Origin of the sequence: Enterococcus sp. UD-01 (assembly GCF_044909655.1) — a bacterium.
GTDB lineage: Bacteria > Bacillota > Bacilli > Lactobacillales > Enterococcaceae > Enterococcus_L.
Map to the genome: position 1 here is coordinate 48,118 of NZ_JBIYEU010000002.1, position 26,168 is coordinate 74,285.

Genomic DNA, 26,168 nt, shown 5'->3' on the forward strand with positions numbered 1-26,168 from the left:
CTGTCTAGTCTCCCTGCTTCAGGACTTGTTTGTTCATGGCTTTAAGCATGACTTCTTTACTTAAATACGTACCACCTTGATAGCCGCCGTCCACAATATTATAAAATACCTGTTTATTGGCAACAGCCGGAACACTCTTCCAGATAGCATCCTTTTTCAAGTCATCAAGAGCCGAAGTGAAGCCTTCATTTTCCGAATCCATAAATTGAACAATAATGATGTCCGCATCAATCTTAGCTAATTGTTCCGGTGAAATAGTTGTTTGCCCATCAACATCAGTCACTTCCTTGGGAACAGCAAAGCCTAAATCCTTATAGAGCATTGGATTGTAGTAATAATCCGTTCCATAAATACATAACTCACCTTCACGAATTCTAAGAAGCAAAATTTTCTTATCAGAAACATCACTGTGATCCGCTTTAAAAGACTTCAAATCGTTTTTATAGTCAGTGATTAATCTGTCTGCTTCATCAGCTTTTCCGGCTAATGTTCCCATCAGCTTTAAATTCGCTTCCCAATCATTCGACTTATGGGAAACGTTGATAGTAGGTGCGATCTTATTTAAATTATTCGTTACATCATCATCGAACTTGGTACTGCCTAAAATTACATCAGGAGATAAAGCGGTAACGGATTCGACATTTGGGCCGAATTTATCGCCGACATTCGCAACTTTGTCGCCCATTTGCTTTTTCAAATAACTTGGGATTTCACCGCCAACAGTAATCGCTCCTAACGGTTTAACATCAAGTGCAGCTGCATCCTCCATGGCTTCCAAGCTAGCGGTAATAATTTTTGATGTTGGAAATTTCACTGTATAATCCGTGTCTAAATAATTAATCGTTTCTTCCTTGGCAGTGGTACTCACTTTTGTTGAAGACTCACCCGTTGCTGTTGTCCCATTATTTTTACCACAGCCTACCAACACAAGCGATAAAGCGATAGCGCTTACCCAAATCATTTTTTTCTTCAAAATAAAATGCCTCCTTTAAAATTTAATTGATAATGATTCTCATTATCATTAGTTTTTATTTTAACATTACAATTTGTCTTTGACAATATACGAAAAAAATTCAACAGTTCGAGTCAATCTTTTGGGATAAGTGCGAATGTACGGAGTCTTTTCATTATTTTCCCCTAATATTTTGAGTATAAAAAGCATATATTTTTTAAGTGAAATTCGCTATGATAGAAATAAGGGGAAGTTCTGATGTTAACAGTCAAACGGTTAGTTTATTAAAAAAGCAAATGTCTTTTTTAATGCCGCTGATGTAAATGAACATTTTTCGGCAACTAAAATAGCAGAGAAATTTGCTGTTTAGCGCAATCCAGCCTGTCATTATCTTAATCAGCTGATAGATGAAGATCTATTGGTTAAGATTAATAGATGCCTCTTTATTTTTTTATAAACAAGTTTTTAAACAGCCACATTATCCGCTGGCACACCCGCTTTATCAACATTGTAGGACGTTAGGGCGGAGCAGCCTCTTTTTGACCGTAAGCTGAATTTTTTCAATTAATAATTAGTAGTCACAGTAGCTTGTCGCAAACGATTGAATAATTAAAAATGGTAGCGCTTTATTATAAGGGTGGCTTGCCGTTACTGCTGACAGGAGAAAGCAGCACATGGAAAAATGTTTTTAACGTTGGCGGTATCAGTTTTGGCTGGCTAATGATTTACTGGTAGTGGATGTCTTCTTTATTACTATAAATTGGGCGCAGTATACGAATAATTTTGAGCTTTTAATTAGGCACTTGTTTGAACATTTTAAAGGAGTCTTCATAATATTTTATTGAAGCGACAGAATCGAGTGAGGAAGAAACGGAGTTTTAAATCCATAAGAGGGAAGAAAAGTAGATAAAGTAAAACGTGGATCAACATTCTCTTATTGAACGTTTGATTCACGTTTTTTGTTTTTATTATTATTTATTAAGTTATTTTTACATAATAGGATATTTTTAATAATTGTTTTTTAAAAGGGTTTTCCTGTAATTAAGCAAAACAAGAAAACAGTACTCATTTAAATGCATTTATGTGGTACATACCTATCATATCGGTTCTTTTTTTGAAAAGCAATAGTAAATTTTCGGAATTATTCTCATGTTTTTTATTAACTATTTAAAAAAATGAGAATTGTTATTTTTAATAGACTCTAAATAAGCGAATAAGCAAGTAATCTGGTTGTTTTTTACAGCCGTCAGTTTCGCCGTCAGAATATGGAAAGGATTTGATCAAGTGGCTAGAGGAGAGAATATTTATAAACGCAAGGATGGTCGTTGGGAAGGAAGATATCCGAAAGGACGTAAGGCCGATGGCAGGCTGCATTACGGCTATATTTATGGCTATTCTTATCGTATTGTTAAGGAACGATTAATTGAAAAAAAGGCGGAGCAGATCAAGCTGCCATCCCTCTCAATTAGACAGTTTCAAGGTGTCTTTGCACAATGGGTAAACTACTGGCTGGCAGAAATCATGCGCAGCAAAATTAAAGAAAGTACCTATGCCAGCTATACAAATAAATTTCAATTATATATTTTACCACTGCTAGGAAAGCTTTCGTTGGAAAGGATAACAGCTGCAGACATCGAGCAGGTTATTTCTGTTCAACAACAAAAGCTTTCAATTAATTCTATACATATTATTTTCGGTTTAATGAATAGTTGTTTTGAAGCTGCGAAGGAACGAAACTATATAAGTATAAACCCCTGCAAACAAGTCCATTTACCTAAAAAAGAAAAGCGTAAAGTGCAAGCCTTAACCCGTGCGCAGCAAGCGCTGATTGAAAAAGAAAGTATGAAAACCAGTAAAGGTCTGCCGATTATTCTAGCATTGGAAACTGGAATGCGGATTGGCGAAATTTGCGCTTTAAAATGGAACGATATTGATTTTGAACGTTCTGTTTTGGAAGTAAAAAAGACCAAGCAGCGGATAGCCGTTCCTTTTCATCCCACCAATCGTACCAAAATCGTGGAAACAGCACCAAAAACAATAACAGCTGCACGGATCATCCCGCTGTCAAAAAAAATCAAGGCATTGCTACTGTGTGTTCAAGCTCAGGCAGTAACGCCGTATGTGGTGGAAAGTAACGGACATGATGTAGAGCCGCGAACAGTCAGTTATCGCTTTGAACAAATAAAAAATGCAGTTGGGCTGAAGGCTGTTACCTTTCATGCATTGCGGCATACCTTCGCCACGCGCTGTGTAGAAGCAGGAGCCAATATTGCAGCGATCAGTTCATTATTGGGACATTCGTCCATTAAATTGACGCTTGATACATATACATCCTCGTTTATTGAAGAGCAACGTGCAGTTATTGAAAAATTTTCTGAAAATATGTAATTACTCAGCCGTTATTTCTATTTATAGAAATAATGGTTTTTTTATTTTAACAAGAGAAAAACAGCGCCGTCATCTTCGCCGTCAATCAGGAGAATAAAGCATATAAAAGCAGGGCGTTTCAAGAAGTTTCTTGTTTTGCTTAATAACAAGAAAAAAAGGGGCAAAGGAAAGTAAATCCGATAGTCATTATAACAGCTGAAGAAAAAAAAGACATTTATTTGCACTGATACAGCAAAAGAAATGAGCATCTAAGGTTGTTATCTGAACAAGATTGCTTTACTGAATAAGTTGAAGAGTGAAGCAATGTAAAAGGAGGTGAACAATATTAATAAAAAGGGGCAGCTGAGCTTGTGGCTGACTGCTGTAATAATAATGATTGTTAGCAATTTATTTATGCTGAGTGGCAAAAACGTTCAAGCAGTAGAACCCGGCGTTAGCGCGAAAGATGTTAGAACGAGTACAGATGTAATTCGTGCTTATTTTAATTGGAACAATTCATGGCAGACGAATAATACGATAGCTATAAAAAGTGAGATAAATGATGCGGATGTTACCTGGATTCCTCTGCTTTTTCCGTACAATCGTTCTTTAGACATAAAATATACGTTTAATTTGACAGCAGGAGATACGAAACCACAAATTAATTCTAGTGCATTTACGTATGCTTTACAGACATCCATAACAGAAAGTTCTTGGCCGGAGTTTTACGGCGTAGACCCGACGATCAATTATGAGTATACCAATCCCGGTTATTGGCAAGGAATACCAGCAAATAATAAGGGGCGTTTTACATCAACGGTGACTAATTGGGATGAAGGAATCGTTCATTGGAGCGGCTGGCCAGCTAGTGACAGAAAATCTTCAGCTTACGTCATGTATCCCAAAGGGAAAACAACAGCCGAGCGATTGATTTATGTTTTCGATGATTTGGTACCCAATGAAACGTCGCTAAGAATGACAACAAATGTCAATATTAATTACGGTTCTTTCGCGAAAATTCCCAATGTGAGTTTTGATGTCCACGGTGTTGGGTGGGAAATCGAAGTGCCACAGCTTGTAAAAGGTGTATTTAAAGATGTTGATGATCCCCAAGGGCCATCATTAGCAGCAGAAGAAGTTGCAGGCTATTCAGGGAAAATAGGAGATAGTATCACACTGAAAAATAAAGATATTGTTGGTTATCATTTTGTCGGTTCTCAAATAGTAACCGGTTCTAAAGTAAACAAAGTATTTAGATCAGAAAGCTATACGCCAGAAAACTATCCTTATGATAATAGCAATTTTAGTGTAGCTGCTCAAACAAGCGATACAAGCTGGACTACTTCGCTGGATACTCAGCAAAGAGGAATTATTTGGTGGTATAAAAAAGCTGAACCGCTGCCAGAGATAAAAAAGGAAGCCGACAAGCCAGAAGTCAGCGTAGGCCAAGCAATTACCTACAAGCTGACCGTTTCAAATACAGGAAATGGTCCGTTAACACAGCCGCTCATCAGCGACCGCTTACCCAAAGATTCTATCACGAAACCCGTCGATGTAACGCTTGAATTAGCCAATGGTACAAAACGTAAGCTTTTAGAAGGAAAAGCCAATGCCAACGCCCAAGGGGAATATTATGAATATTTCCTACCTGCAGAAAATCCCGCAGCTGAAAACTTGCTGCAGATCCATCTTGGTGATGCTTTAAAAGTCAATGAAATAAAAAACATTACTTATACAACAACATTGACGAAGGGAATAAACGGCGAAACCAAGGTTAATACGGCTACTTTAACCGGCGCTAATACTACGGCACAGCCTAGTGCCAGTGCTTCTATCTTAGTAAATAACGGTACATTGAAGTTAAACGTTCCTGATACAGTTACCTTCGGAGAAGCGAAATTGCCGAAAAGTATCGGTACCAATCTTCAGAGAAATTCTGGTTTTCAAATTTCAGTCGTAGATAGTCGAGTACAAAAGGATGATTTCTATGTGACCGCGATCGAAAGCCAGCCTTTTATTAATAAGAAAACGGGGATTTCAGTGACAGCGCCGCTGATTTTTAAAGAAGCGGATAATACGGAATGTAAAATTTCAGCTTCAGATTCTGCGATCGTTTTTCAACCAAGCGTTAAAATACAGACCGGAACAGTCAATTATCAAAGTGCGTGGGCTGCGGATCAAGGCTTAATGTTCAAGGTTCCCGCTACTGCCCAATTCGGCACCTATAATGGGGAAATCACTTGGAATCTACTTACAGCGCCCTAAAAAGGAAAAGAGGATAAGCAAATGAAAAAATACATCGTTAGTTTATTATTGCTGGTCTTGATTCTTTTTAGCGTTCATCCCGCGTTCTCCTATGCGGACAGCGCGGGAAGCCAAGGAGATTTGACCTTTGTAGAGGATGAACAAAAAAGCAGTGAAACCAGCCAAGCGTTCACTCAAAAACCAGCATCCGTTCTTCGTTTTCCTAATACAGGAGAAAAAGCACACTTTTTATGGATTATTTCAGGCACAATCATCGGCTTTTTTAGTCTATACCTGATAATAATAAAACAACAATCTAGGAGGAAATAAAAAATGAAAAAGAAAAAAATACTTGTTTTGAGCGCTTTAGCAACAACTGGAGTATTAGCAGGAACTTTGGGAGCAGCGAGTCAAGCTTCTGCTGCAGTAGCTGATACTGCAACAACTAAAGGGGATGTTACGTTTGTAGAAAATACAGATCCGATTGATCCAGTTGATCCGGAAAATCCAGATAAACCGATTGACCCAGACGAACCAAATCCAGGAACTCAAAATGGACCATTGCGAATCATTCATGTATCTAATTTTCACTTTGGCCAGCAAAAAGTTACTTCTAAATCGATGGATTATTCCGCTGCTTTGGAAAAAGCAAATGATGCAGGCGGTACAGCGACAACCTATGCAAATTCAGTTCAGATCTCTGATGAACGCGGAACAAATGCCGGCTGGAAGGTTCAAGTTAAACAAGAGGATCAATTCACTTCGACAACAACAAACACTAAATTAACAGGGGCAAAAATTACGTTAAAAAATACCACCATCGAAAAAGGTGCCAGCAACACAGCTCCGGCAGCAACTGCAGCAGCGGGCGATATTGTCCTAACCCCAGACGGGACTACAACCTCTGATATAGCGACAGCCGCCGTTAATGCCGGTATGGGAACGCAAGTAGCCCGTTTTGGTACAAAAGGCAGTACCGCTGAATCAAGTGTTCAGTTAAATGTTCCAGCCAACAGTAAATTAGTGAAGGAAAAATATGTGACGAATCTGACTTGGATTTTAAATGATTCACCAGCATAATCAACGGCTTTAACAAAAGAGAAGTTGAGACATCGGTCAAGAGCTCTGACTCTAACGCTGACAGTCGTCTCAGCTTTTTTTCATTTTTTGGAAAGGAAGGGTAAAATGTTAAGAAAAATTTCACAGACGCTGATGTTGCTTGTTTTGTTCATTTGTGTTGCTACACAAACGGCTTCAGCAACAGCTGACACTGAAAATCAAACGGGAGCATTAGCTGTTCGGCCGATTATTCCTGACAATCAACGGGACAAATCCAAAACCTATTTTGATTTACATATGACTCCGGGACAAAAACAAACACTGGAAGTCGAACTTACCAATAACTCAACCGAAGAGATCGAAGTAGAGCTTCAAACGAATGATGCGACCACAAATAATAATGGCATTGTGGAGTACAGCAAGACAAATAAAAAACGAGATGCCAGTCTAAAAACCGGTTTCTCTGAAATTGCGACAACAGAAGAAATTGTAAAAGTTCCAGCAAAAACAACGAAAAAAGCAGCGATTAAGTTAGCAATGCCTCAGGAACAATACGATGGTGATATTTTAGGTGGTCTGTACATAAAACAAAAAGACCAGCCGGAAAAAGCCACAAAAGATCAGCAGGGAAATGCAGTCGTTAACCGCTTTGCTTATACTATAGGCGTTGTATTAAACGAAACCGATGCAGCAATTCCAGCAGAACTAAGACTTTTAGATGTCAAAGCCGCTCAAACCAATTATCGCAATAGTATCAATGCCACGATTCAAAATACAGCGCCAACAATCATCAAAGAATTAAAAATAAAAGCGGCAGTCTACCGTAAAGGTGCCGAAAAACCACTGCTGGCTAAAACGACCGAACATATTCGGATGGCGCCCAATTCTCACTTTGATTATGCACTTAATCTGGATAATAAGCCCTTTAGTAGCGGCGCTTATTTGTTTAAGGCAACAGCTTCATTAGGAGAGCAAAAATGGCAGTTGGAAAAAGAGTTTAAAATCTCCTCCAAAGAAGCGAAAACCTACAATGAGCAGGCAGTGGAGCTTGAAGACCCGTATCCTTGGTACTTCATTTATCTGATTGGGGCATTGCTTCTGATCTTTTTAACGATTATCGGTATCTTGTTCTACAAACTACAAAAAGGCAACAAAAACAAAAAAAGAAAGCCGAGGAACCCCAAAAATACTGCCTCCAAAAAACAAAGGGAGCCGCAAAAAAAAGGCAAGAAACAAGTCCAACCAAATAAACAGCTGAAGAAACGAAAAAAATCTTCATCTGCTTAATACTAATAAAAATTTATTGAATAAAAAGGGTGATATAGTATACTATTATTTAGTGGTGGAGGTCGACTGGCAAAGATCAGCGCTCGTCTTCCATTGGTCTTTTGTCCGTTAGCTACACGAAAGACAAAACTAAATAAAAAGGAGAAAAAATAGATGTTGATTGTTTGGGGTAGTAAAGGCTTTGAAAAAAATTTGGGAGATACAATTATTCAGCATGAATGCGGGAATTGCAACAATCATGTGACAATGCAGGGAAAAGAACTTGGGCGAAAATTCACGTTGTTTTGGATACCAATTTTTACAATGTCATCGAGCCATTATTTATTATGTCCGGTTTGTGGGGCTGGAAAAGAGCTGTCCAAGAGAATGTTAGCTACCTACATGGTCAATTCCGAGGACTGAAAAATTGAAAGTAACGTGCGAAGTTAGCAATAGTTCATCGTAGACTTTAAAAAGCATTTTGAATAAATGAAGCTGTAAAATGCTCTTTATTTCATTCAAATTTAACAAAGAAAGATCTATCAACAAAAAATCGCTCCTCCTGATTGACTAAAATGTTTACATTTTCTAAGTGATAGTGTACTATTTAAAGGTATGCATAACATAAATTCATGTATAAATTAAAGTTATTCGGAGGGAAACAAATGTCTGCGAAATGGGAAAAAAAAGGCACCAATGATGGTGTGTTAACTTTTTCAGTTGATCAAACCCTAATTGAAAAAGGCTTGAAACAAGCATTCGATAAAGTCAAAAAAAATCTTAACGTACCTGGTTTCCGTAAAGGGAAAGTGTCACGTCAAGTATTTAACCGTATGTACGGTGAAGAAGCGTTATATGAAGATGCTTTAAACGCTGTTTTACCAGAAGTATACGAAGCTGCTGTTAAAGAAGCAGGCATCGATCCTGTATCACAACCTAAAATTGATGTTGAAAGCATGAATAAAGGGGAAGATTGGGTCATTACAGCTGAAGTGACTGTTAAACCTGAAGTGAAATTAGGCGAATACAAAAACTTAACAGTTGAAAAACAAGACCGTGAAGTAACGGATGCTGATGTTGATGCGCGCATTCAGCGTGAACTAGAAGCACAAGCTGAATTAGTGATCAAAGAAGACGAAGCAGCAGAAAACGGCGACACAGTAGTTATCGACTTTGAAGGCTTCAAAGACGGCGTTGCTTTTGAAGGCGGCAAAGGTGAAAACTACTCATTAGAATTAGGCTCTAACTCATTCATCCCAGGCTTTGAAGAACAATTAGTCGGTAAAAAAGCCGGTGAAGAAGTAGAAGTAAAAGTAACCTTCCCAGAAGATTACCAAGCTGAAGATTTAGCTGGTCAAGAAGCTGTCTTCCAAGTCAAAGTTCATGAAGTAAAAGCAAAAGAATTACCTGAATTAGATGATGAATTTGCAAAAGACGTGGATGATTCTGTAGAATCATTAGCTGAATTAAAAGAAAAATACCGCAAAGAATTAACAGAATCTAAAGAAGCGGCAGCAGCTGAAGCGAAAGACGAAGCAGCTATTCGTCAAGCAGTGGACAACGCTGAAATCGTTGATCTTCCACATGTAATGGTTCATGACGAAGTTCACCGTTCAATGGATGAATTCTTAAATAATATGCAGCGTCAAGGTATCGCTCCTGACATGTATTATCAATTAACGGGTACAACTGAAGCAGATCTGCACAAACAATTTGAAGCAGAAGCAGAAGTCCGTACAAAAACAAATCTTGTGATTGAAGCAATTGCTAAAGCTGAAAACATTGAAGTTTCTGACGAAGAAATCGAAAAAGAAATTAACGATTTAGCAGCACAATACAACATGCCTGTAGAGCAAGTAAAACGTGCGTTAACAGAAGACATGTTAAAACATGACATCCGCATGAAAAAAGCAGTTGAATTGATTACCGAAACAGCGACTGAAAAATAATTAGATAGACTGTAAGAAGCATAGAGCGGGATTTTTCCGCTCTATTTTTGTGTACTCTACATAAAATAGAAGACTGGTGGAGAGCAAAAAAACTATTTTTTGAGTGCTTTTTTCTATTCTTCAATAAAAATACAAAAACGGTACTTCCTTTTATTCGTGCTGGTTACGCGCAAATAAAAGGAAGTACCGTTTTTCATCATTTTATCCTTTGTCAGTCATTTGTCGATCCAGCCACTGAACAAGTGATTGATAGACCTTCAATCCAGTGTCATTCGTTAAGTCGCTGTCAAAATCATGAGGCAGTTTTTCTACCTCTTCATAGGACGCATCAGCAAGCAGCTCACTAGCTTTTCTTGAAATAGCGACAGGAACATCCTGATCGGCGGCACTGTGAGTTAGAAAGGCAGGCGGCAAGCTTTTAAGCTCTGTTTCGGTAAGACTAAAGGTCGTTTTTTCATCGGGGGATTTTACCAAATAGCTTAGCCAATTACCGAATTGTCTGCCGGATAAATAAAGCGAAAAACGTTCATTAATGGAAATCGCTGTTGCCATCTTTTGACGAATCATCGCTTGAGCAGCCAATGGCGTAACCTTGGCAAATTGGTTATAATAACTACTAGGTTGATTGAACGCATCTGCAGTTAAATCATAGTAGCCATAAAAGCTGATTAAGCCTTTTTGTTCAGCCTTTGGACAACGGGCAGACAGCAAATAAGCCAGATAGCCACCGGCCGAACGTCCAAATAAAAAGTAATCAGGCTTTGATAAGCCCAGCTTTGTTTGATAATTTGCTAAAAACCAGTCGATCGCTTGTTCTAGGCATTCGTTGATTGTCGCTAATTTGGCTTCCGGTGCCAGTGGGTAATCAATTGTTAAGAGCTGGTAGCCGTTTTCTACAAGCAGTGTGCGGTATTTTTGCGGTAGATCATCACGGTCACCGTAAATTAAGCCGCCGCCGTGAAAATAAAGAATAGTTGCTTTGGCATTTTCAAGGGTTTCAGCAGCATAAAAAGTCATGGATAATTGTAGATCATTTAATTGGCTATAACAAAATTCTTGTTTTATCATGAAATGGCCTCCTTATTTTATAAGTGTAACAGACTCGTGCGATTTTGACATGAAAAGTGAAAAATAATGCCTGTCCGACAGGATTATTTCACTAACTTATTTCTTATTTTAACCTAAAAAGTTGGTACTATTATGTTTAAAGCGCACAAAGATGGCAGTTAATTTGTGAAATGTGGATAGTGTTTGAAAACGGGCAACCGCTTACAATGATTAAGATAACAAAAGAGGGAGATGTATCAAATGGATTTAAAAAAAGTTGTACAAGAAAATATCGATCTTTTATCTAGTATCGGTAATGATCCGACCGGAGGAATGACTCGTTTACTGTATTCTGATTCATGGTTGGAAGCACAAAAAGCGGTAAAGGAAAAACTAGAAGCTATCGGGATGACTACTTCATTTGATGAAATCGGCAACCTCTTTGGCAGAATCGAAGGAACAGAACAGCCGGAAGAAACTATTTTATCTGGTTCTCATATCGACACGGTTGTCAACGGCGGAACGCTGGACGGCCAATTTGGTGTGATCGCAGCTTACGTAGCGACTCAATATCTGTTGGAAACCCATGGTAAGCCAAAACGTTCTTTAGAAGTTATTTCAATGGCTGAAGAAGAAGGCAGCCGCTTCCCGACAGTATTCTGGGGCAGCAAAAACTTTGTCGGTGAAGCGAAAAAAGAAGACGTTATCGATATCGCGGACTTTGAAGGCTTAAAATTCGTTGAAGAAATGCGCCGTCACGGTTTTGATTTCAAAGCAGACGACAAAGCAGCACGCGACGACATCAAAGCCTTTGTAGAAATTCACATCGAACAAGGATCTGTTCTAGAAAAAGAAAAACTGCAAATCGGTGTCGTAAACAACATTGCCGGTCAAAGAAGATACACGATTGTCCTAAAAGGTGAAGCAAACCACGCAGGAACAACACCAATGGGCTACCGTAGAGATGCCGTATACGGCTTTGCTAAAATTTGTTCACAAGCCATTGATCGTGCTTTAGAAGTTGGCGATCCGCTTGTATTAACCTTTGGTAAAGTAGAACCAAAACCAAACACAGTAAACGTAGTACCAGGTGAAGTACTGTTCACAATGGACTGCCGTCACACAGACAGCGAAGAGCTAAAAGCTTTCACTAAGGAAATCGAAGATATGATGAGAAAAGTGGCAGCTGATCATGAGCTGGAAATCGATATTGACTTATGGATGGATGAAGCGCCGGTTCCGATGAACGAAGAAATTGTTTCAGCGATTGAAACAGCAGCCCAAGCTGAAAAAATGGCTTATAAAGTAATGCACAGCGGAGCAGGACATGATTCTCAAATTATCGCACCACATTTCCCAACTGCTATGATCTTTGTTCCAAGTATTGACGGAATCAGCCATAATCCGGCTGAAGCAACGGATATTGACGATTTAGTGAATGGCGTTAAAGTGTTGGCAAGTACCTTGTACGAATTAGCATACAAATAAGAAAGAAGGCAGTAAAATGGGTTACAAAAATAATCAAACAGGCTATCTTGACGGTTTATTATCTTCAAGAGCAGTGATCAAAAAAAATAATTATGCATTAATTCCACATGATGGATTGGTAAATAATGTGATTCCGGGCTTTGAAAATTGTGATTGTTCTATTTTAGGCTCAAAACAATTAGGCGCTAATTTTGTAGATTACATCATCACTATGCACAAAGACGGTAAAAATCAACGCGGCTTCGGCGGCGAAGGAATCGAAACAATCGTTTACGTTATTGATGGAAAATTAAAAGTAAGCGACGGTTCAGAAACGCACGAAGTAACCAAAGGTGGCTATGTTTATTTACCTGCCAGCACATTGATGTATTTAGAAAATGCTCAAGACGCTGACACAGAAATCTTCTTGTACAAAAAACGTTATCAACCGCTTGAAGGCTATGAAGCACATAAAGTGGTAGGAAACGTAAACGATATTCAACCAGTTGAATACGAAGGCATGAAGGATGTTTTGTTATGGGATTTCTTGCCGAAGGACTTAGGTTTTGACATGAATTTCCACATTCTTTCATTTGAACCAGGAGCAAGCCATGGCTACATTGAAACTCATTATCAAGAACATGGCGCTTACCTACTTTCAGGTCAAGGAATGTACAATTTAGATAATGAATGGATGCCGGTAGAAAAAGGAGATTACATTTTTATGAGCTCTTATGTACAGCAAGCAGCTTATGCTGTTGGACGTGATGAGCCGTTAATGTATGTTTATTCTAAAGATTGTAACCGTGATCCAGAAATTTAATTTGAAGAGGAAGTTTAAGAATGAATGAAACTGTTGTAGTGAAACCAGAAGAATTGCATGAATTGATTGAAAACAAATTAGTAAAAGCAGGGCTACACTCAGAACATGCAAATGAAGTGGCGACACATTTGGTTTTTGCAGATGCATGCGGTATCCATTCACATGGTGCTGTCAGAGTAGAATATTATGCGGAACAAATTGACAAAGGCGGCGTAACGCTTGATCCTAAGATTGAGTTTGAAGAAACCGGCCCAAGCTCCGGGATTGTCCACGGTAAAAACGGTGCTGGACAATACGTGGCAAACATCGGGCTTCAATACGCGATTGATATGGCGAAAAAATCTGGTGTGGCGGTTGTCGGTATCTCAAAAATTAGCCACAGTGGTGCACTGTCTTATTATGTAAAAAAAGCAGCGCAACAGGATTTAATCGCGATTGCAATGTGTCAATCTGATCCAATGGTTGTACCGTTTGGTGGGAAAGAAAATTATTTTGGAACGAATCCGATCGCTTTTTCAGCACCTAGAAAAGATCATGAGCCAGTTGTCTTCGATATGGCGACAACCGTTCAAGCATGGGGCAAAGTATTAGATGCACGTTCTAAAGACAAAGATATCCCGGACACCTGGGCAGTGGATAAGGATGGTAACCCTACAACAAATCCTCATAAGGTCAACGGCTTATTGCCGATTGCAGGACCTAAGGGCTATGGTTTAATGATGATGGTGGATATTTTATCCGGCATGCTGTTAGGCCTGCCGTTTGGTAAACACGTATCATCAATGTACGATGATATTACTAAAGGTCGTGACGTCGGTCAAATGTATATTTTGATTGATCCAAGTCGTTTCACTGATTTAGAAAGCTTTAAAGAATCTGTTGATACAATGGTTGCTGAGCTGCACGAAATCCCAGCGGCTGACGGATTCAAGCAAGTTTACTATCCAGGCGAAATCAATCAAATTAATTATGAAAAGTCGATGACTGATGGAATTGAAGTTGTTAAAAACATTTATGATTATCTAAAAAGCGATACCTTGCATTATGATCGCTATGAAAATACCAATGCATTTGGTGAAAAGAAATAAAGCAGAAAATCATTCGGGAATTGGCAAACAAAAAGTAAGCTCTTAACACTAATTAAAAGGAGGCGTTTCACAATGAGAGTAACGAAAAAAGATTTACATCAATTGATTAAAAACAAAATAGCGAAGGCCGGTTTATCAGATGAGCATGCAGAAATCGTCAGTGATGTGTTGACCTTTGCAGATGCAAGAGGCATTCATTCTCACGGCGCAATGCGTGTAGAATACTATTCTGAAAGAATTGCCAAAGGCGGAATCACTAGAGATCCGAAATTTTCATTTGAACAAACGGCACCAAGCTGCGGAATGTTTGAAGGCGATAATGGTTCCGGATTTGTCGCAGCAAAATTAGCGATGGATCATGCAATGGATATGGCAAAGAAAAATGGCGTAGCAATCGTTGGTGTACGCAACATCTCTCATAGTGGCGCGCTGGCTTATTATGTGGAAAGAGCCGCTAAAGAAGATTTAGTCGCTATTTCAGTTTGTCAATCTGATCCAATGGTCGTACCGTTTGGCGGAAGCGAACCCTATTTTGGTACAAATCCGATTGCTTTTGCAGCACCAAGTAACGATGATCGCATCATCACTTTTGATATGGCGACAACCGTTCAGGCATGGGGCAAAATTTTACATGCACGTTCTAAAAAAGAAGCTATTCCAGATTCATGGGCAGTAGATGAAAAGGGCAATCCAACCACTGATTCAATGGCGGTCAATGCCTTACTACCAATTGCAGGTCCTAAAGGCTATGGCTTAATGATGATGGTAGACGTTCTATCCGGCAGCTTGCTAGGCGTACCGTTTGGCAAACACGTTTCTTCGATGTATCATGATTTATCTAAGGGTCGGGAATTAGGCCAACTGCATATTGTAATTAATCCGGAATTCTTTATCGGTATTGATGCATTTAAGAAGAGTATTTCTACAATGCTTGATGAAATTAAAGAAATCCAGCCAAGTCCCGGCTTTACAGAAGTGAACTATCCGGGAGAACGTGGACGTGCCCGTGAAAAGAACTATGAAGAAAACGGAATTGAAATCGTGGACGATATCTATCAATATTTAATGAGTGATGATATTCATTATGATCGTTACGATCATAAAAATAAATTTGCGGAATAAATACACGCAAAAAAATAAATGGAGGAATTTCAATGCTGCATACAATTATTAAAGACAACAGCTATCAAGATTCAATCGTTTTAATGCTGTTGACCAATAAACTAAATACAATTGCCGGTGTGCATAACGTATCAGTAATGATGGGAACACCAGCAAACAAAGATATCTTCAAAACAGGCGGACTTTATACAGATGAGCTAGAAAAAGCATCATCTAACGATATGGTGATTGTCTTAGATATCGAAGACGATTCTTTAGTGGAAACAGTTTTAAAAGAAATCGATGTATTTTTAGAAGAACAAACCAAAGGCGGCGGCGATGCTTCTGGCGAAGAAGTCGTAAAAACATGGGACAAAGCCTTTGAACTTGGTAAAGACGCCGGTGTAGCTGTCTTTTCTATTCCAGGAACTCATGCAGCACTTGAAATTGAAAAAGCGTTGGACGAAGGCAAGCATGTATTTTGCTTTAGTGACAACGTAGCAATTGAAGATGAAAAACGTTTGAAAGAAAAAGCGCATGAAGCAGGGCTTCTATTAATGGGACCAGACTGTGGTACTGGAATTATCAACGGTATTCCTGTTGCCTTTACCAACGCGGTTCGTAAAGGTAAAATCGGCGTTGTCGGTGCTTCCGGAACGGGGATCCAAGAAGTAACCACGATTATCCACAAATTAGGCGGCGGTGTAACCAACGCAATTGGGACTGGCGGACGTGATTTGAAAGCTGAAATTGGCGGAATCACCTTAAAAGACAGCATCATGACTTTAGAAAAAGACCCGAACACAGAAGTGGTGGTCGTTATTTCTAAGCCACCTGCACCTGAAGTGCGCGATGAAGTCTTAAACTTATTAAGAAGTATTTCTAAACCAGCGGTAACCATTTTCCTAGGTGAAAAACCAACGGCTCATGAAGAAAATCTTTATCGTGCCTATACCTTGGAAGAAGCAGCGCAAATTGCTGTTCAGCTACTAAACCATGAAGAAGTGCATATGGTGGAAGAAACAGTAACTACACCTGAGCATTCTTTCAAACCAGAACAAAAATATGTTAAAGGCTTATATTCCGGCGGTACGTTGGCTTATGAAGCAGCTATGATGGTCAAAGAAGGCTTATCATTGACTGACGACGAGCATGCGCCAGAAGGCTTTATCTTAAAAAATCAAGGACATGAAATCATTGACTTAGGTGATGATGTCTATACTCAAGGCAAACCACATCCAATGATCGATCCGACAAAACGTAAAGAAATGCTGGAAGAAGTGGGTAAAGATCCTGAAACAGCTATCATTCTTTTAGACGTTGTTTTAGGTTATGGTTCTCACGCCAATATGGCACAAGAATTAGCGCCAACGATTAAAGAAATCAAAGCGGCAGCTAAAGCTGACGGTCGGGAATTATTCGTTATCGGAACAATTGTCGGAACAGACGAAGATCCACAGGATATTCATGAACAAGAAGCAATCATGAAAGACGCCGGCGTACTACTTTGTCAAAGTAATGCACAAGCTGTTCGTTTAGCTTTAGCAATCTTGGATCATCCATTAACGCAAGAAGCAAAAGCCATTGAAGCTACTCCAGAAGTAACGCCAGTTGCTATTGAGCCTACAGAAGAAATGTTGGCGTTATTAACCAACCAAGGCTTTATCAATATCGGTCTGCGCAGCTTCTCAGAAGCGATCATTAATCATGGCGGAAAAGTAGTTCAATACGATTGGCAGCCAGTTGCAGGCGGAAACATTACACTGCAAAAAGCATTACAATTCTTAAATAAAGTGGAATTAGGCAAATAAGAAAGGGTGACAAAAATGGCATATAAAACAATTGATGAAGCAAATCAAGCAGTAATAGCAAAAATTGTTGCTGGTTCTCCTTTTCTATTGGATGTAGTCCCAGCCAAATCAGTAATTAAAGAATTAAACGAAGGAAAGGTATTATTACATGCTGGCCCTCCGATCACTTACGATAAAATGGTAGACCCAATTCAAGGCGCTTGTGTGGGTGCAGCGTTATTTGAAGAATGGTGTGAAACAGAAGAAGAAGCAAGAAAAATGCTGGAATCCGGTGAAGTCAAACTAATTCCATGTCATCACGTAAATGCTGTTGGACCAATGGGCGGAATTACTTCTGCGAACATGGCTGTGTTAGTTGTAGAAAACAAAACAGACGGCAACCGTGCATATTGTACAATGAACGAAGGGATTGGTGCGGTATTACGTTTCGGCGCTTATTCTGAAGAAGTAATTACTCGTTTAAGATGGATGCGCGATACTTTGGCTCCTGTTTTAAGTGCAGCTTTAAAAACCAAAGAAGACGGCTTAAACGTGAATGTTTTAGTCGCAAAAGCCATTGCTATGGGTGATGAATTCCACCAACGTAATATTGCTGCATCATTAGCTTTCTTAAAAGAAATGGCACCAATTATTGTTGGACTAACAGAAATTGATCAGACAAAACGTGAAGAAGTGGTTCAATTCTTGGCTGACACAGATCAGTTCTTCTTAAACATCATGATGGCTTCTGCAAAATCTGTCATGGATGGCGCTAGACAAATTCAAGAAGGAACAGTTGTTACGGCAATGTGTCGAAATGGCTACGAATTCGGTATCCGTATTGCAGGTATGGGCGACGAATGGTTCACAGGTCCTGTAAATACACCTCAAGGACTGTACTTCTCAGGCTTTAGTGAAGCAGATGCTGCTACAGATATGGGTGACAGTGCTATTACTGAAACCTTTGGTGTCGGTGGTATGGCTATGATCGCTGCGCCAGCAGTTACTCGTTTCGTAGGTTCAGGCGGCTTTTACGATGCATTAAATACAAGTAACGAAATGACTGAAATCTGTATTGACTCCAACCCGAACTTCCCGGTACCAACTTGGGATTTCAAAGGGATCTGTCTAGGAATTGATGCTAGAAAAGTAGTTGAAACAGGCATCTTACCAGTCATCAACACTGGGATTGCCAATAAAAAAGCCGGCTTAGGTCAAATTGGTGCCGGTACGGTTACACCACCAATCGAATGTTTTGAAAAAGCTGTTTTAGCTTACGCGAAGAAATTAGGCTTTACAGAATAATAGACTCAATACAAAAGAAAGCGGTAGCTGGTGAGCAATTAAGCTCACCAGTCCCCCTTCTTTAAGATTCTTCCTTATAGATGATCCGACCTGAGAACACTCGAGGATCATTACTAAGCGAACTAAAAAGAAAAACTAAATCTCGTTAAAAGAACTACTTACTGACCGATTAAAGCTCTTTAAATAACCGATTTCAGTAGGCATTATTTGTTATGCTCTTATAACCTGAAAATGCTTATGAAAAGGAGTGCTTAAAACCAGATCAGGTCGTTAAAGACAAATCCAAGGAGGAATTATTATGGCAAATCGTGTTGTAATCGCATTGGGAGGCAATGCAATTTTAAGACCTAACCAAAAAGCGACACTTGAAGTACAGATGGATAACGTGAAAGTCAGTGCAGATTTAATTGCAAAAATTGAAGAGCTTGATTATGAAATCGTTTTGACGCACGGAAATGGCCCCCAAGTGGGAAATATTTTAAGACAAAACGAAGAAGCAAAAGACGTGGTACCTGCTTTACCGCTAGATGTTTGTAATGCGGAATCACAAGGCTTTATCGGCTACATGCTGGAACAATGCTTGAAAAATTCTTTGGAAACAAAAGGCTTAACCAGCAATGTTATCACGTTATTAACACAAACAGAAGTGTCACCAGAAGACACAGCGTTCGATCATCCGAATAAACCGATTGGTATTTTCTACTCTGAAGAAGAAGCCAAACAAATGGAAGCGGAAAAAAACTGGGTAATGATGGAGGATGCCGGCCGCGGCTACCGTCGGGTTGTACCTTCACCACAGCCAAAAGCAATTCACGGAGTAGAATCAATCGTTAATCTGCTAAATCAAAATACAATCGTCATTGCTGGTGGCGGTGGTGGGATCCCTGTCGTTCGTGGGGAAAATGGTTTATTAAGCGGTATTGAAGCCGTTATCGACAAAGACCGTACAGGGAAAAAATTAGCTGAACAAGTGGATGCGGATGTCTTTATGATGCTGACGGACGTAAGCAATGTTTACATTAATTACGGCAAAGAAAACCAAGAAAAACTTGAAACCATTTCTGTAAAAAAAGCACAGCAATATATGGACGAAGGACATTTTGCTGACGGCAGCATGGGTCCTAAAATGGAAGCCGCAATTGCTTTTGCGAAACAAGGAAAAACAGCGATTATCTGCTCACTAGAAGAAGCAGATCAAGCCTTATTAGGCCGAGCTGGAACACGAATTACAGGATAAAACAGACAAAAAGAAGAGAACGAAGTAAAACTATTTTTGGTTTTACTCCGTTCTTTTTTATGAACAAATGGTGGTCAAAAGTCAGGTACATCGGCAATTTCATAAAAACCGCCAATGCAAAAAGCGCATTTGTCGTTTTTTACTCCAATTGCTCGCACCTAAACAACTTTTGGTTCAACCTTTTTGTTAATGTTGATTTGAACGTTCTGAGAGTTCCAGAGCCAAGCGTAGATTTAAGCTGTTGGTTGGATCTTGGATATTTTTTCCCAGTAATTTTGCACAATGATCGATGCGGTACTTAATCGTATTACGGTGCAAATACATTTCCTTTGCCGTTTTTGAGATTTCACATTGAAAGCTTAAATAGCATTGTAAGGTTTTTCGTAGTTCTATATAAGAATCCTCCACTGGATAAGCCAGCTCTTTTAAGGTCGTTTCACAAAAATAGTGAATGTCCTCCAAATTCATCTTTTCAAAAAGACTCTTCATTCCCTTAGGATGGTAGTGGTGCGTCAGCGCTTCCTCGGTCAAGGTCTGCATTTCTTCATAAGCTGTTTTGGCTTCAATGAACGAATTAGCAATTTGTTCGGTCGTTTCATATAAATTACCAATAGCAAACGTTAACGTAATCGGCAGCTTGGCGGATAGCTCCTGAGAAACCTCCTCCAGAATTTTATCTAAATTATCCACCTTACTTTGAATTAAAATAGCAAAATGATTCGTGTTCTTGATTTCAAAAATACTGATATGCTTGATTCTAAGCGGCAAAGTTTCCTGCAGCCACTGGAGCGCAACGTTGCTTTCCTCCTGCTGATATTTAATTTTAGTGATCGTTGAAGAGGTTTGGCTGCAGGCAGCGTAAACAATTTGATAATGATTGCTTTTTTTCAGCCCATAATTTGCGCCTAAATCCAGCCAATCTCGCGGAGTCTGATGTGGTGTTTGCTGGTATTCGATCATTTGTCCCAGAAAATCACTCTTCAAAAAGCCCAAAGATTCTTGGATTTTTTGATTTTTATACAGCATAAATGATAGAACCAGACATGCCTGCTCAACCGCAAATTCCGACATTGGATAAGGCACCTGCTCAGGATTTAAAATCAACAAATAATGCGGAAAATAGCTGTTTACAGTAACAGTAAAGCCCGCTATCTGCAACGGCGTTTGATTTAAATCATCAATCACAAAAGAAACATTCTCATCTTCGCCCCAGTGTTCATACTTGCTGACCAGCTGTTCTACATAATACTCTGCAGGTTTTGAGGTTTGCGTAAAGTGTTTAGAATGTGCAATGACTTTACGGTAAGGACTCAATAAAATTACAGGAGAGTTAATCATTTTACCAAAATCTGCAATAAACCGTGCGACACTTACATCATGAATCAAAAGATCTGAAAAACGTTTTTGAATATCTAGAGCAAAGCTTAGCTGTTCAGTTTTTGTGTCCCAAAGATAATTCAATAGCTGATGCAACACAGCACCTAAAGGCTGTGTGCTAGGAATCTGAACAATCGGAAACTGCACCTTATTGGCATATTCGACCACGTCTGGATCAATCCGATCAATAAAGCGACCGACCTTAATCCCCATTCCACAAGCTTCTTGCTCCTTTAAAGAATCAATCAAAGGAATCAGCCCTTTTTGATTGTCTTTGTAAATCATCGCAGTGGTCAAAAGAAAAATCTTTTTAGGGATAAAATTGGCAACATCCGGCGTTTCTGAAATTTCGATGCTTTCAACTATAGTGTTTGCATGAGCAGGATGTGTTAATAATTTTAAATCTGAAAATCGGGGTATCTTTAATAAATCTTCTAAAGTTGTCAAAATGGAGCTCCTCCTAAACAAATAAAAAAGCGAAATATCATTAATTTGAACTCAGTCAATAGAAAGTACGTGAAAAGGTAAGTCCATCATTTACGACTTGCCGTTTTTTTGAAAATAAAAGTTATGCAGCTATTTGCACGCTAGCTCTATTGTATAGGATAGTCGATTTTGATTCAACAATGGCTTGTGCTGTGTGTCTAAAAAAAATAATATTTTGTTCTTAACAAACAATGACTTTTTGTGTTATAAAGGTACTATGGAAATAAAATGGAAAAGAGGAAAATATATGTTTTCAGAATTATCAATACCAAGCAGAACAATTATGACACCCGGACCCGTAGAAGCTCATCCGGCGGCTTTAAGAGCAATGTCAGCGTCAATTTTGGGTCAATTTGATCCCGCTTTCCTACAAATCATGGATGAAGTAAAGGAAATGATTAAAATTCCTTTCGGCACAAAAAATAAACAAGCCTTTGCCGTTGACGGTACTTCACGTTCTGGTTTGGAAGCTGCATTGATTGCTTTAATTGAACCAGGAGACAAAGTATTAATTCCGGTTTACGGCCGATTTGCTTATCTTTTGGGAGAAATTTGTGAACGTGCGCAGGCGGATATTCATTATTTGGAAAAAGAATGGGATGCACCTTTTGAACAAGAAGCTGTGATTAAAGCCATTGATGAATTTCAACCTAAAATTGTTGCGATGGTTCACGGCGAAACAGCCAACGGCCAAATGCAGCCTTTGGACAAAATCGGTCAGCATTGTCGTGCAAATAACATCTTTTTTGCCGTTGACATGGTGGCAACATACGGCGGCGTGCCGATTGAAGTGGATGCGTGGGGTGTAGATATTGCAGTTGCCGGCACTCAAAAATGTGTCAGCGTACCTTCAGGCTTATCTTTAATCACGTACAATGATCGTGTTGAAAAAGTACTCGATCAACGCTACCAAAAAGAGCTAGGCTTAAGCAAAGATATTCGTAATGAAAACCACATCAATAATAATTATCTTGATTTGAGCCAATTACAACGCTACTGGAGCGAAGAACGCATCAACCATCATACGGAAGCAACCAGCATGATTTACGGTCTGCATGAAGGGTTGAGAATGCTGATCAACGAAAGCATTGAAAACGTCTATGCCCGTCATGCTGAAAATGATCAAGCGATTGTTGCAGGCGTGAAAGCAATGGGCTTAGGCTTCTATGGTGATATGACCACTAAAATGCCGACTGTTACACCGGTAATGATTCCTGCAGGAATTGACGGCGAAGCGGTTCGTTCATTAATGCTGGACGAATTTGGCGTTGAGATTGCTTCATCCTTTGGTGCCTTACAAGGAAAAGTTTGGCGCATTGGAAATATGGGCTACAGCAGCCGTAAGTCAAATGTATTACATGTGCTTTCTGCGCTTGAAGGAGCGTTGATTTACTATGGCGCTGATATCAACAAAGGCGAAGCGGTTAAAGCAGCGTTAGCGGTTTATAAAAAATAGTTTTACGTCAATCAGTTTGTGTGACTGAATGTACCATTGTTCGGTTTGCACAAACTTTTTGACAAGTTTGTGAAAAATAATGATGCATGAAAGTTTGCTACCGCTTACAATTAATGCGAATAAGAAGTTGTTTTATTGGCTATTCGAGCACAAATTGCACAAACTCTTTGTGATTTTTGAAGAGCTATGTAAATAACAGTTGGAGGAAAAGACATGGATGCAAAAGTGAAGGGTACAGGAATGGATTATTGGAAAAAAATTATTATTTTATTATGTTCAGGATGGGTGACGATTTGGGTTTACCGTTCTGCATTAGCTCCTGCTTACCCGCAGATTAATGAATCACTTGGCGGTAATATCTCAGATACAGCGCTAGGTTCGATTTCAAGTTTTTACTTTTTTGGTTACGTAGCAATGCAAATCCCTGCTGGGTTTTTAGTTGATAAGATTGGAAAGAAAAAAGTATTGATTCCAGGATTTATTGTTTTTGGTATTGCCGCTTTCTTAATCTCACAAGCAACAAGCATTTCTATGATTTATCTTGGTAGTGTTTTAGCAGGTTTAGGTTGTGGTTCTTTTTACGGATCAGCTTACTCTTTGACTTCTCAAAACATTCCAAAAGACAAGAAGAGCTTCTCAACTGCGATTGTTAACAGCGGTTCAGCAGTTGGTTCAGGTTTAGGATTGATTTTATCAAGTTATTTAGTTGTTCAACAAAATCTACCTTGGCAAACAATGATGTACATTTCAGTTGTATTAATCATCTGTATGTTAGTAGCGTTTACAGCAATTATTCGTAACAACAAAGAAGATGCCGCATTCTTAGCGCAATCAGCAGCAGAAGAAGCAGCAAAAGAAGAAAAACCAGTTGTTAAAGAAAATGTTTCATTTAAGAAATTATTCTCACCAAAAATGTTATTTGCTTATATTTTATATTTTGCAACTTGTTACGCTTACTACATGACAGTTACTTGGTTGCCGAACTTCCTTGGTACTGAAAGAGGCTTTGAAGGAGCTGCAATTGGATTTTCTGCTTCTCTTGTAGCATTTGCTTCTATTCCTGGGGCATTGTTCTTCAGCCGTTTAGCGGATAAATTTATGCACAAAAAAGTACAATTTATCGTTGTTTTAGAATTCTTAGCTGCAGCAATGTTGTTATTGACGGTGCAAGCTTCAAATTCTACATTGTTATTAATTGGATTGATTTTATATGGATTTTTAGGTAAACTAGCTGTTGAACCAATTATCATTTCTTGGCTAGGTGAAAATGCGCCTAAAATCGGTATCGGTACAACTCTAGGGGTATTTAACTTCTTTGGAATGATGTCTTCTGTGATCGCGCCAGCTTTAACTGGTTCAATTTCCGATGCAACTGGTTCAAAAGTAATGGGCTTTTACATCGCTGTTATTTTACTAGTAGCAGGTACTGCATTATTCTTACTAGCAAACCTAGGCAAAAAGAAAGCAGAATCAACTGTTAAATAAATGTTTCATTCATGAGTAAAAATGATGTGTTTGACCTTTAAATAACTAAAAAGTTAGCGAAGATCAGACACGTCATTTTTTATAAAATTTTTTGGGGAAAAGGGTATAAAAAGTATGATTAAAAGTAAGCGTCAATTAAAAAAGGGAGAACAGAAATAAAAAGGCTGTCTTTATTTTCTTTTTTTATTGAAAGCGCTTAATAAGGAGGCGGAATAATGAAAAATACGGACTACCAGATTTCGGAGGAGGAACTAGAGCGCTACCACGATCGTGGGTATAATGAGGATCTGCTCCCAAAACCTGCATCCAAGCGAATGATGGGTGCAATGAATTATTTTACACTGTGGATGGGCTCGGTACATAATATACCGAATTACACAGCAGTCGGCGGCTTTTTATTTCTAGGCCTGTCGCCACTGAATATTATGTTAGCTTTAGTAATCAGTGCATTGGTAGTCGCGCTGTTTATGACCTTCAACGGCAGAGCTGGTTCGAAGTATGGTATCCCTTTTGCAATTCATCTGCGATCTACCTATGGCGATCTAGGGGCTAAGCTACCTGGCTTTCTTAGAGGCTGTGTGGCGGCCATTGCCTGGTTCGGATTGCAGAACTACACAGGCTCTTTAGCGTTACTCATTCTAATTGGTAAGATTTGGCCTGATTTCTTAACCATTGGAGGAACAACAAGATTCTTGGGTATTTCAATCCCGGGTTTACTTGCATTTACGATCTTTTGGCTAATCAATATGCTGATTGGCTTGGGCGGCGGTAAGATTTTAAATAAATTTACTGCGATTTTAAGTCCGCTAATCTATATTGTTTTCGGCGGGATGGCAATTTGGGCGATCAAGGTTTCTGGCGGTATCGGACCAATTTTAGCTTATGACGTTGCAGGAGCAACACATACCCATGCTCCCTTATTAGTATACTTTATGATTATTAACTCTGTCTTGGCTGTCTGGGCAGCGCCGGGTGCCAGTGTTTCTGATTTTACGCAAAATGCAAAATCAACTCGGGCACAAACAATTGGACAAACAGCCAGTCTACTAGTCGCTTATGGCATTTTCGCTTTTTCAAGTGTAGCGATTTTAATCGGCGGTTCGATTCATTATGGCATTGAAGAATGGAATATCCTGAATATTGTTGACCGTTGGGATAATTCATTTGCTATTATTGTGTCAATGCTAGTGTTCTTATTAACCACTGTATCTACAAATGCGACAGGAAATATTATTCCTGCTGCTTATCAGCTATGTGCATTATTCCCTAAAAAGCTTGACTACAAAAAAGGGGTATGGATTGCAGGTATTATTAGTTTTCTGATTATGCCATGGAAATTAATGGAAAATTCTGATAGTATTTTCTTATTCTTGAATACGATTGGCGCGGTTTTAGGTCCGGTTGCCGGTGTAATGATTGCCCATTATTATTTTGTACAAAAGCAATCGATTGATTTAGATCAGCTGTATATGGACCCAGCGGCGGATAATCAAAAAAATATTTACAAGGGTTTGAATAAGTCCGCCTATGCGGCAACAATTATTGCGTTAATCATTTGTTTAATCGGTAATTTTATTCCAGCATTGAGAGTGATTTCCGATGTGTCTTGGCTTGCCGGTTTTGCATCAGCGTTTTGTTTATATTTGGGCTTAAAAAAATTTTTATAAAT

20 protein-coding genes are annotated in these 26,168 nt (G+C 39.1%); 17 read left to right on the forward strand and 3 right to left on the reverse strand.

Going from position 1 to position 26,168, the window contains the following annotated elements:
* Window positions 1-4: 4 nt before the first annotated feature.
* Entirely contained in the window at window positions 5-973 is a 969-nt protein-coding gene (locus ABH902_RS02640) for an ABC transporter substrate-binding protein (protein WP_404588990.1), read from the reverse strand.
* Window positions 974-2,236: 1,263 nt separating this feature from the next.
* On the opposite strand from ABH902_RS02640, the gene ABH902_RS02645 reads away from it, so the two are divergent.
* From ABH902_RS02645 to tig, 7 genes are all read left to right on the forward strand, one after another.
* On the forward strand, window positions 2,237-3,340 hold the full coding sequence (locus ABH902_RS02645) for a tyrosine-type recombinase/integrase (RefSeq protein WP_404588991.1): 1,104 nt from the start codon (window positions 2,237-2,239) through the stop codon (window positions 3,338-3,340).
* A gap of 315 nt (window positions 3,341-3,655) precedes the next feature.
* Complete coding sequence (locus ABH902_RS02650; RefSeq protein ID WP_404588992.1) at window positions 3,656-5,584, forward strand: DUF11 domain-containing protein; 1,929 nt, start codon at window positions 3,656-3,658, stop codon at window positions 5,582-5,584.
* A gap of 21 nt (window positions 5,585-5,605) precedes the next feature.
* Entirely contained in the window at window positions 5,606-5,893 is a 288-nt protein-coding gene (locus ABH902_RS02655; protein ID WP_404588993.1) for a hypothetical protein, read from the forward strand.
* A 3-nt stretch (window positions 5,894-5,896) separates the two neighbouring features.
* Window positions 5,897-6,643, forward strand: coding sequence for a WxL domain-containing protein (locus ABH902_RS02660; protein WP_404588994.1), 747 nt, complete (start codon window positions 5,897-5,899; stop codon window positions 6,641-6,643).
* Between the two features lie 105 nt (window positions 6,644-6,748).
* Window positions 6,749-7,909, forward strand: a complete 1,161-nt coding sequence (locus tag ABH902_RS02665; RefSeq protein WP_404588995.1) for a DUF916 and DUF3324 domain-containing protein — start codon at window positions 6,749-6,751, stop codon at window positions 7,907-7,909.
* A gap of 153 nt (window positions 7,910-8,062) precedes the next feature.
* Window positions 8,063-8,311, forward strand: coding sequence for a zinc-ribbon domain-containing protein (locus tag ABH902_RS02670; RefSeq protein WP_404588997.1), 249 nt, complete (start codon window positions 8,063-8,065; stop codon window positions 8,309-8,311).
* 242 nt (window positions 8,312-8,553) lie between these two features.
* Complete coding sequence (tig, locus tag ABH902_RS02675; protein ID WP_404588998.1) at window positions 8,554-9,837, forward strand: trigger factor; 1,284 nt, start codon at window positions 8,554-8,556, stop codon at window positions 9,835-9,837.
* Window positions 9,838-10,038: 201 nt separating this feature from the next.
* On the opposite strand, the gene ABH902_RS02680 is transcribed toward tig, so the two are convergent.
* Complete coding sequence (locus ABH902_RS02680; RefSeq protein ID WP_404588999.1) at window positions 10,039-10,905, reverse strand: alpha/beta hydrolase; 867 nt, start codon at window positions 10,903-10,905, stop codon at window positions 10,039-10,041.
* A gap of 240 nt (window positions 10,906-11,145) precedes the next feature.
* Here ABH902_RS02680 and allC point away from each other — a divergent pair, with 240 nt between their 5' ends.
* From allC to arcC, 7 genes are all read left to right on the forward strand, one after another.
* Entirely contained in the window at window positions 11,146-12,372 is a 1,227-nt protein-coding gene (allC, locus tag ABH902_RS02685; RefSeq protein ID WP_404589000.1) for an allantoate deiminase, read from the forward strand.
* A 16-nt stretch (window positions 12,373-12,388) separates the two neighbouring features.
* On the forward strand, window positions 12,389-13,174 hold the full coding sequence (allE, locus tag ABH902_RS02690; protein ID WP_404589001.1) for a (S)-ureidoglycine aminohydrolase: 786 nt from the start codon (window positions 12,389-12,391) through the stop codon (window positions 13,172-13,174).
* 20 nt (window positions 13,175-13,194) lie between these two features.
* A complete protein-coding gene (gene allD / locus ABH902_RS02695) occupies window positions 13,195-14,262 on the forward strand; it encodes an ureidoglycolate dehydrogenase (protein WP_404589002.1) in 1,068 nt (355 codons plus the stop codon).
* Between the two features lie 72 nt (window positions 14,263-14,334).
* Window positions 14,335-15,384, forward strand: a complete 1,050-nt coding sequence (allD, locus tag ABH902_RS02700; protein WP_404589003.1) for an ureidoglycolate dehydrogenase — start codon at window positions 14,335-14,337, stop codon at window positions 15,382-15,384.
* A 32-nt stretch (window positions 15,385-15,416) separates the two neighbouring features.
* Window positions 15,417-17,174, forward strand: a complete 1,758-nt coding sequence (gene fdrA / locus ABH902_RS02705; protein ID WP_404589004.1) for an acyl-CoA synthetase FdrA — start codon at window positions 15,417-15,419, stop codon at window positions 17,172-17,174.
* 15 nt (window positions 17,175-17,189) lie between these two features.
* Complete coding sequence (locus ABH902_RS02710) at window positions 17,190-18,458, forward strand: DUF1116 domain-containing protein (RefSeq protein ID WP_404589005.1); 1,269 nt, start codon at window positions 17,190-17,192, stop codon at window positions 18,456-18,458.
* Between the two features lie 298 nt (window positions 18,459-18,756).
* Window positions 18,757-19,695, forward strand: a complete 939-nt coding sequence (gene arcC / locus ABH902_RS02715) for a carbamate kinase (RefSeq protein WP_404589007.1) — start codon at window positions 18,757-18,759, stop codon at window positions 19,693-19,695.
* 186 nt (window positions 19,696-19,881) lie between these two features.
* Here the strand turns inward: arcC and ABH902_RS02720 are convergent, their stop codons facing one another.
* The gene (locus ABH902_RS02720; protein ID WP_404589008.1) at window positions 19,882-21,519 is read right to left on the reverse strand and encodes a PucR family transcriptional regulator; all 1,638 of its coding nucleotides are present in this window, start codon (window positions 21,517-21,519) and stop codon (window positions 19,882-19,884) included.
* A 286-nt stretch (window positions 21,520-21,805) separates the two neighbouring features.
* On the opposite strand from ABH902_RS02720, the gene ABH902_RS02725 reads away from it, so the two are divergent.
* From ABH902_RS02725 to ABH902_RS02735, 3 genes are all read left to right on the forward strand, one after another.
* Window positions 21,806-23,014 (forward strand): pyridoxal-phosphate-dependent aminotransferase family protein, encoded by a 1,209-nt coding sequence (locus ABH902_RS02725; protein WP_404589010.1) that lies wholly within the window; start codon window positions 21,806-21,808, stop codon window positions 23,012-23,014.
* Window positions 23,015-23,227: 213 nt separating this feature from the next.
* Window positions 23,228-24,499: an MFS transporter gene (locus tag ABH902_RS02730; RefSeq protein WP_404589011.1), complete on the forward strand. Its 1,272-nt coding sequence runs from the start codon at window positions 23,228-23,230 to the stop codon at window positions 24,497-24,499.
* A gap of 215 nt (window positions 24,500-24,714) precedes the next feature.
* The gene (locus tag ABH902_RS02735) at window positions 24,715-26,166 is read left to right on the forward strand and encodes a putative allantoin permease (RefSeq protein ID WP_404589012.1); all 1,452 of its coding nucleotides are present in this window, start codon (window positions 24,715-24,717) and stop codon (window positions 26,164-26,166) included.
* Window positions 26,167-26,168: the final 2 nt, after the last annotated feature.

Coding starts and splice junctions, on each gene's coding strand:
- ABH902_RS02655 (WP_404588993.1), top strand. CDS start 5,606: ATGAAAAAATACATCGTTAGTTTATTATTGCTGGTCTTGATTCTTTTT.
- ABH902_RS02660 (WP_404588994.1), top strand. CDS start 5,897: ATGAAAAAGAAAAAAATACTTGTTTTGAGCGCTTTAGCAACAACTGGA.
- ABH902_RS02665 (WP_404588995.1), top strand. CDS start 6,749: ATGTTAAGAAAAATTTCACAGACGCTGATGTTGCTTGTTTTGTTCATT.
- ABH902_RS02670 (WP_404588997.1), top strand. CDS start 8,063: ATGTTGATTGTTTGGGGTAGTAAAGGCTTTGAAAAAAATTTGGGAGAT.
- tig (WP_404588998.1), top strand. CDS start 8,554: ATGTCTGCGAAATGGGAAAAAAAAGGCACCAATGATGGTGTGTTAACT.
- ABH902_RS02680 (WP_404588999.1), bottom strand. CDS start 10,905: ATGATAAAACAAGAATTTTGTTATAGCCAATTAAATGATCTACAATTA.
- allC (WP_404589000.1), top strand. CDS start 11,146: ATGGATTTAAAAAAAGTTGTACAAGAAAATATCGATCTTTTATCTAGT.
- allE (WP_404589001.1), top strand. CDS start 12,389: ATGGGTTACAAAAATAATCAAACAGGCTATCTTGACGGTTTATTATCT.
- allD (WP_404589002.1), top strand. CDS start 13,195: ATGAATGAAACTGTTGTAGTGAAACCAGAAGAATTGCATGAATTGATT.
- allD (WP_404589003.1), top strand. CDS start 14,335: ATGAGAGTAACGAAAAAAGATTTACATCAATTGATTAAAAACAAAATA.
- fdrA (WP_404589004.1), top strand. CDS start 15,417: ATGCTGCATACAATTATTAAAGACAACAGCTATCAAGATTCAATCGTT.
- ABH902_RS02710 (WP_404589005.1), top strand. CDS start 17,190: ATGGCATATAAAACAATTGATGAAGCAAATCAAGCAGTAATAGCAAAA.
- arcC (WP_404589007.1), top strand. CDS start 18,757: ATGGCAAATCGTGTTGTAATCGCATTGGGAGGCAATGCAATTTTAAGA.
- ABH902_RS02725 (WP_404589010.1), top strand. CDS start 21,806: ATGTTTTCAGAATTATCAATACCAAGCAGAACAATTATGACACCCGGA.
- ABH902_RS02730 (WP_404589011.1), top strand. CDS start 23,228: ATGGATGCAAAAGTGAAGGGTACAGGAATGGATTATTGGAAAAAAATT.
- ABH902_RS02735 (WP_404589012.1), top strand. CDS start 24,715: ATGAAAAATACGGACTACCAGATTTCGGAGGAGGAACTAGAGCGCTAC.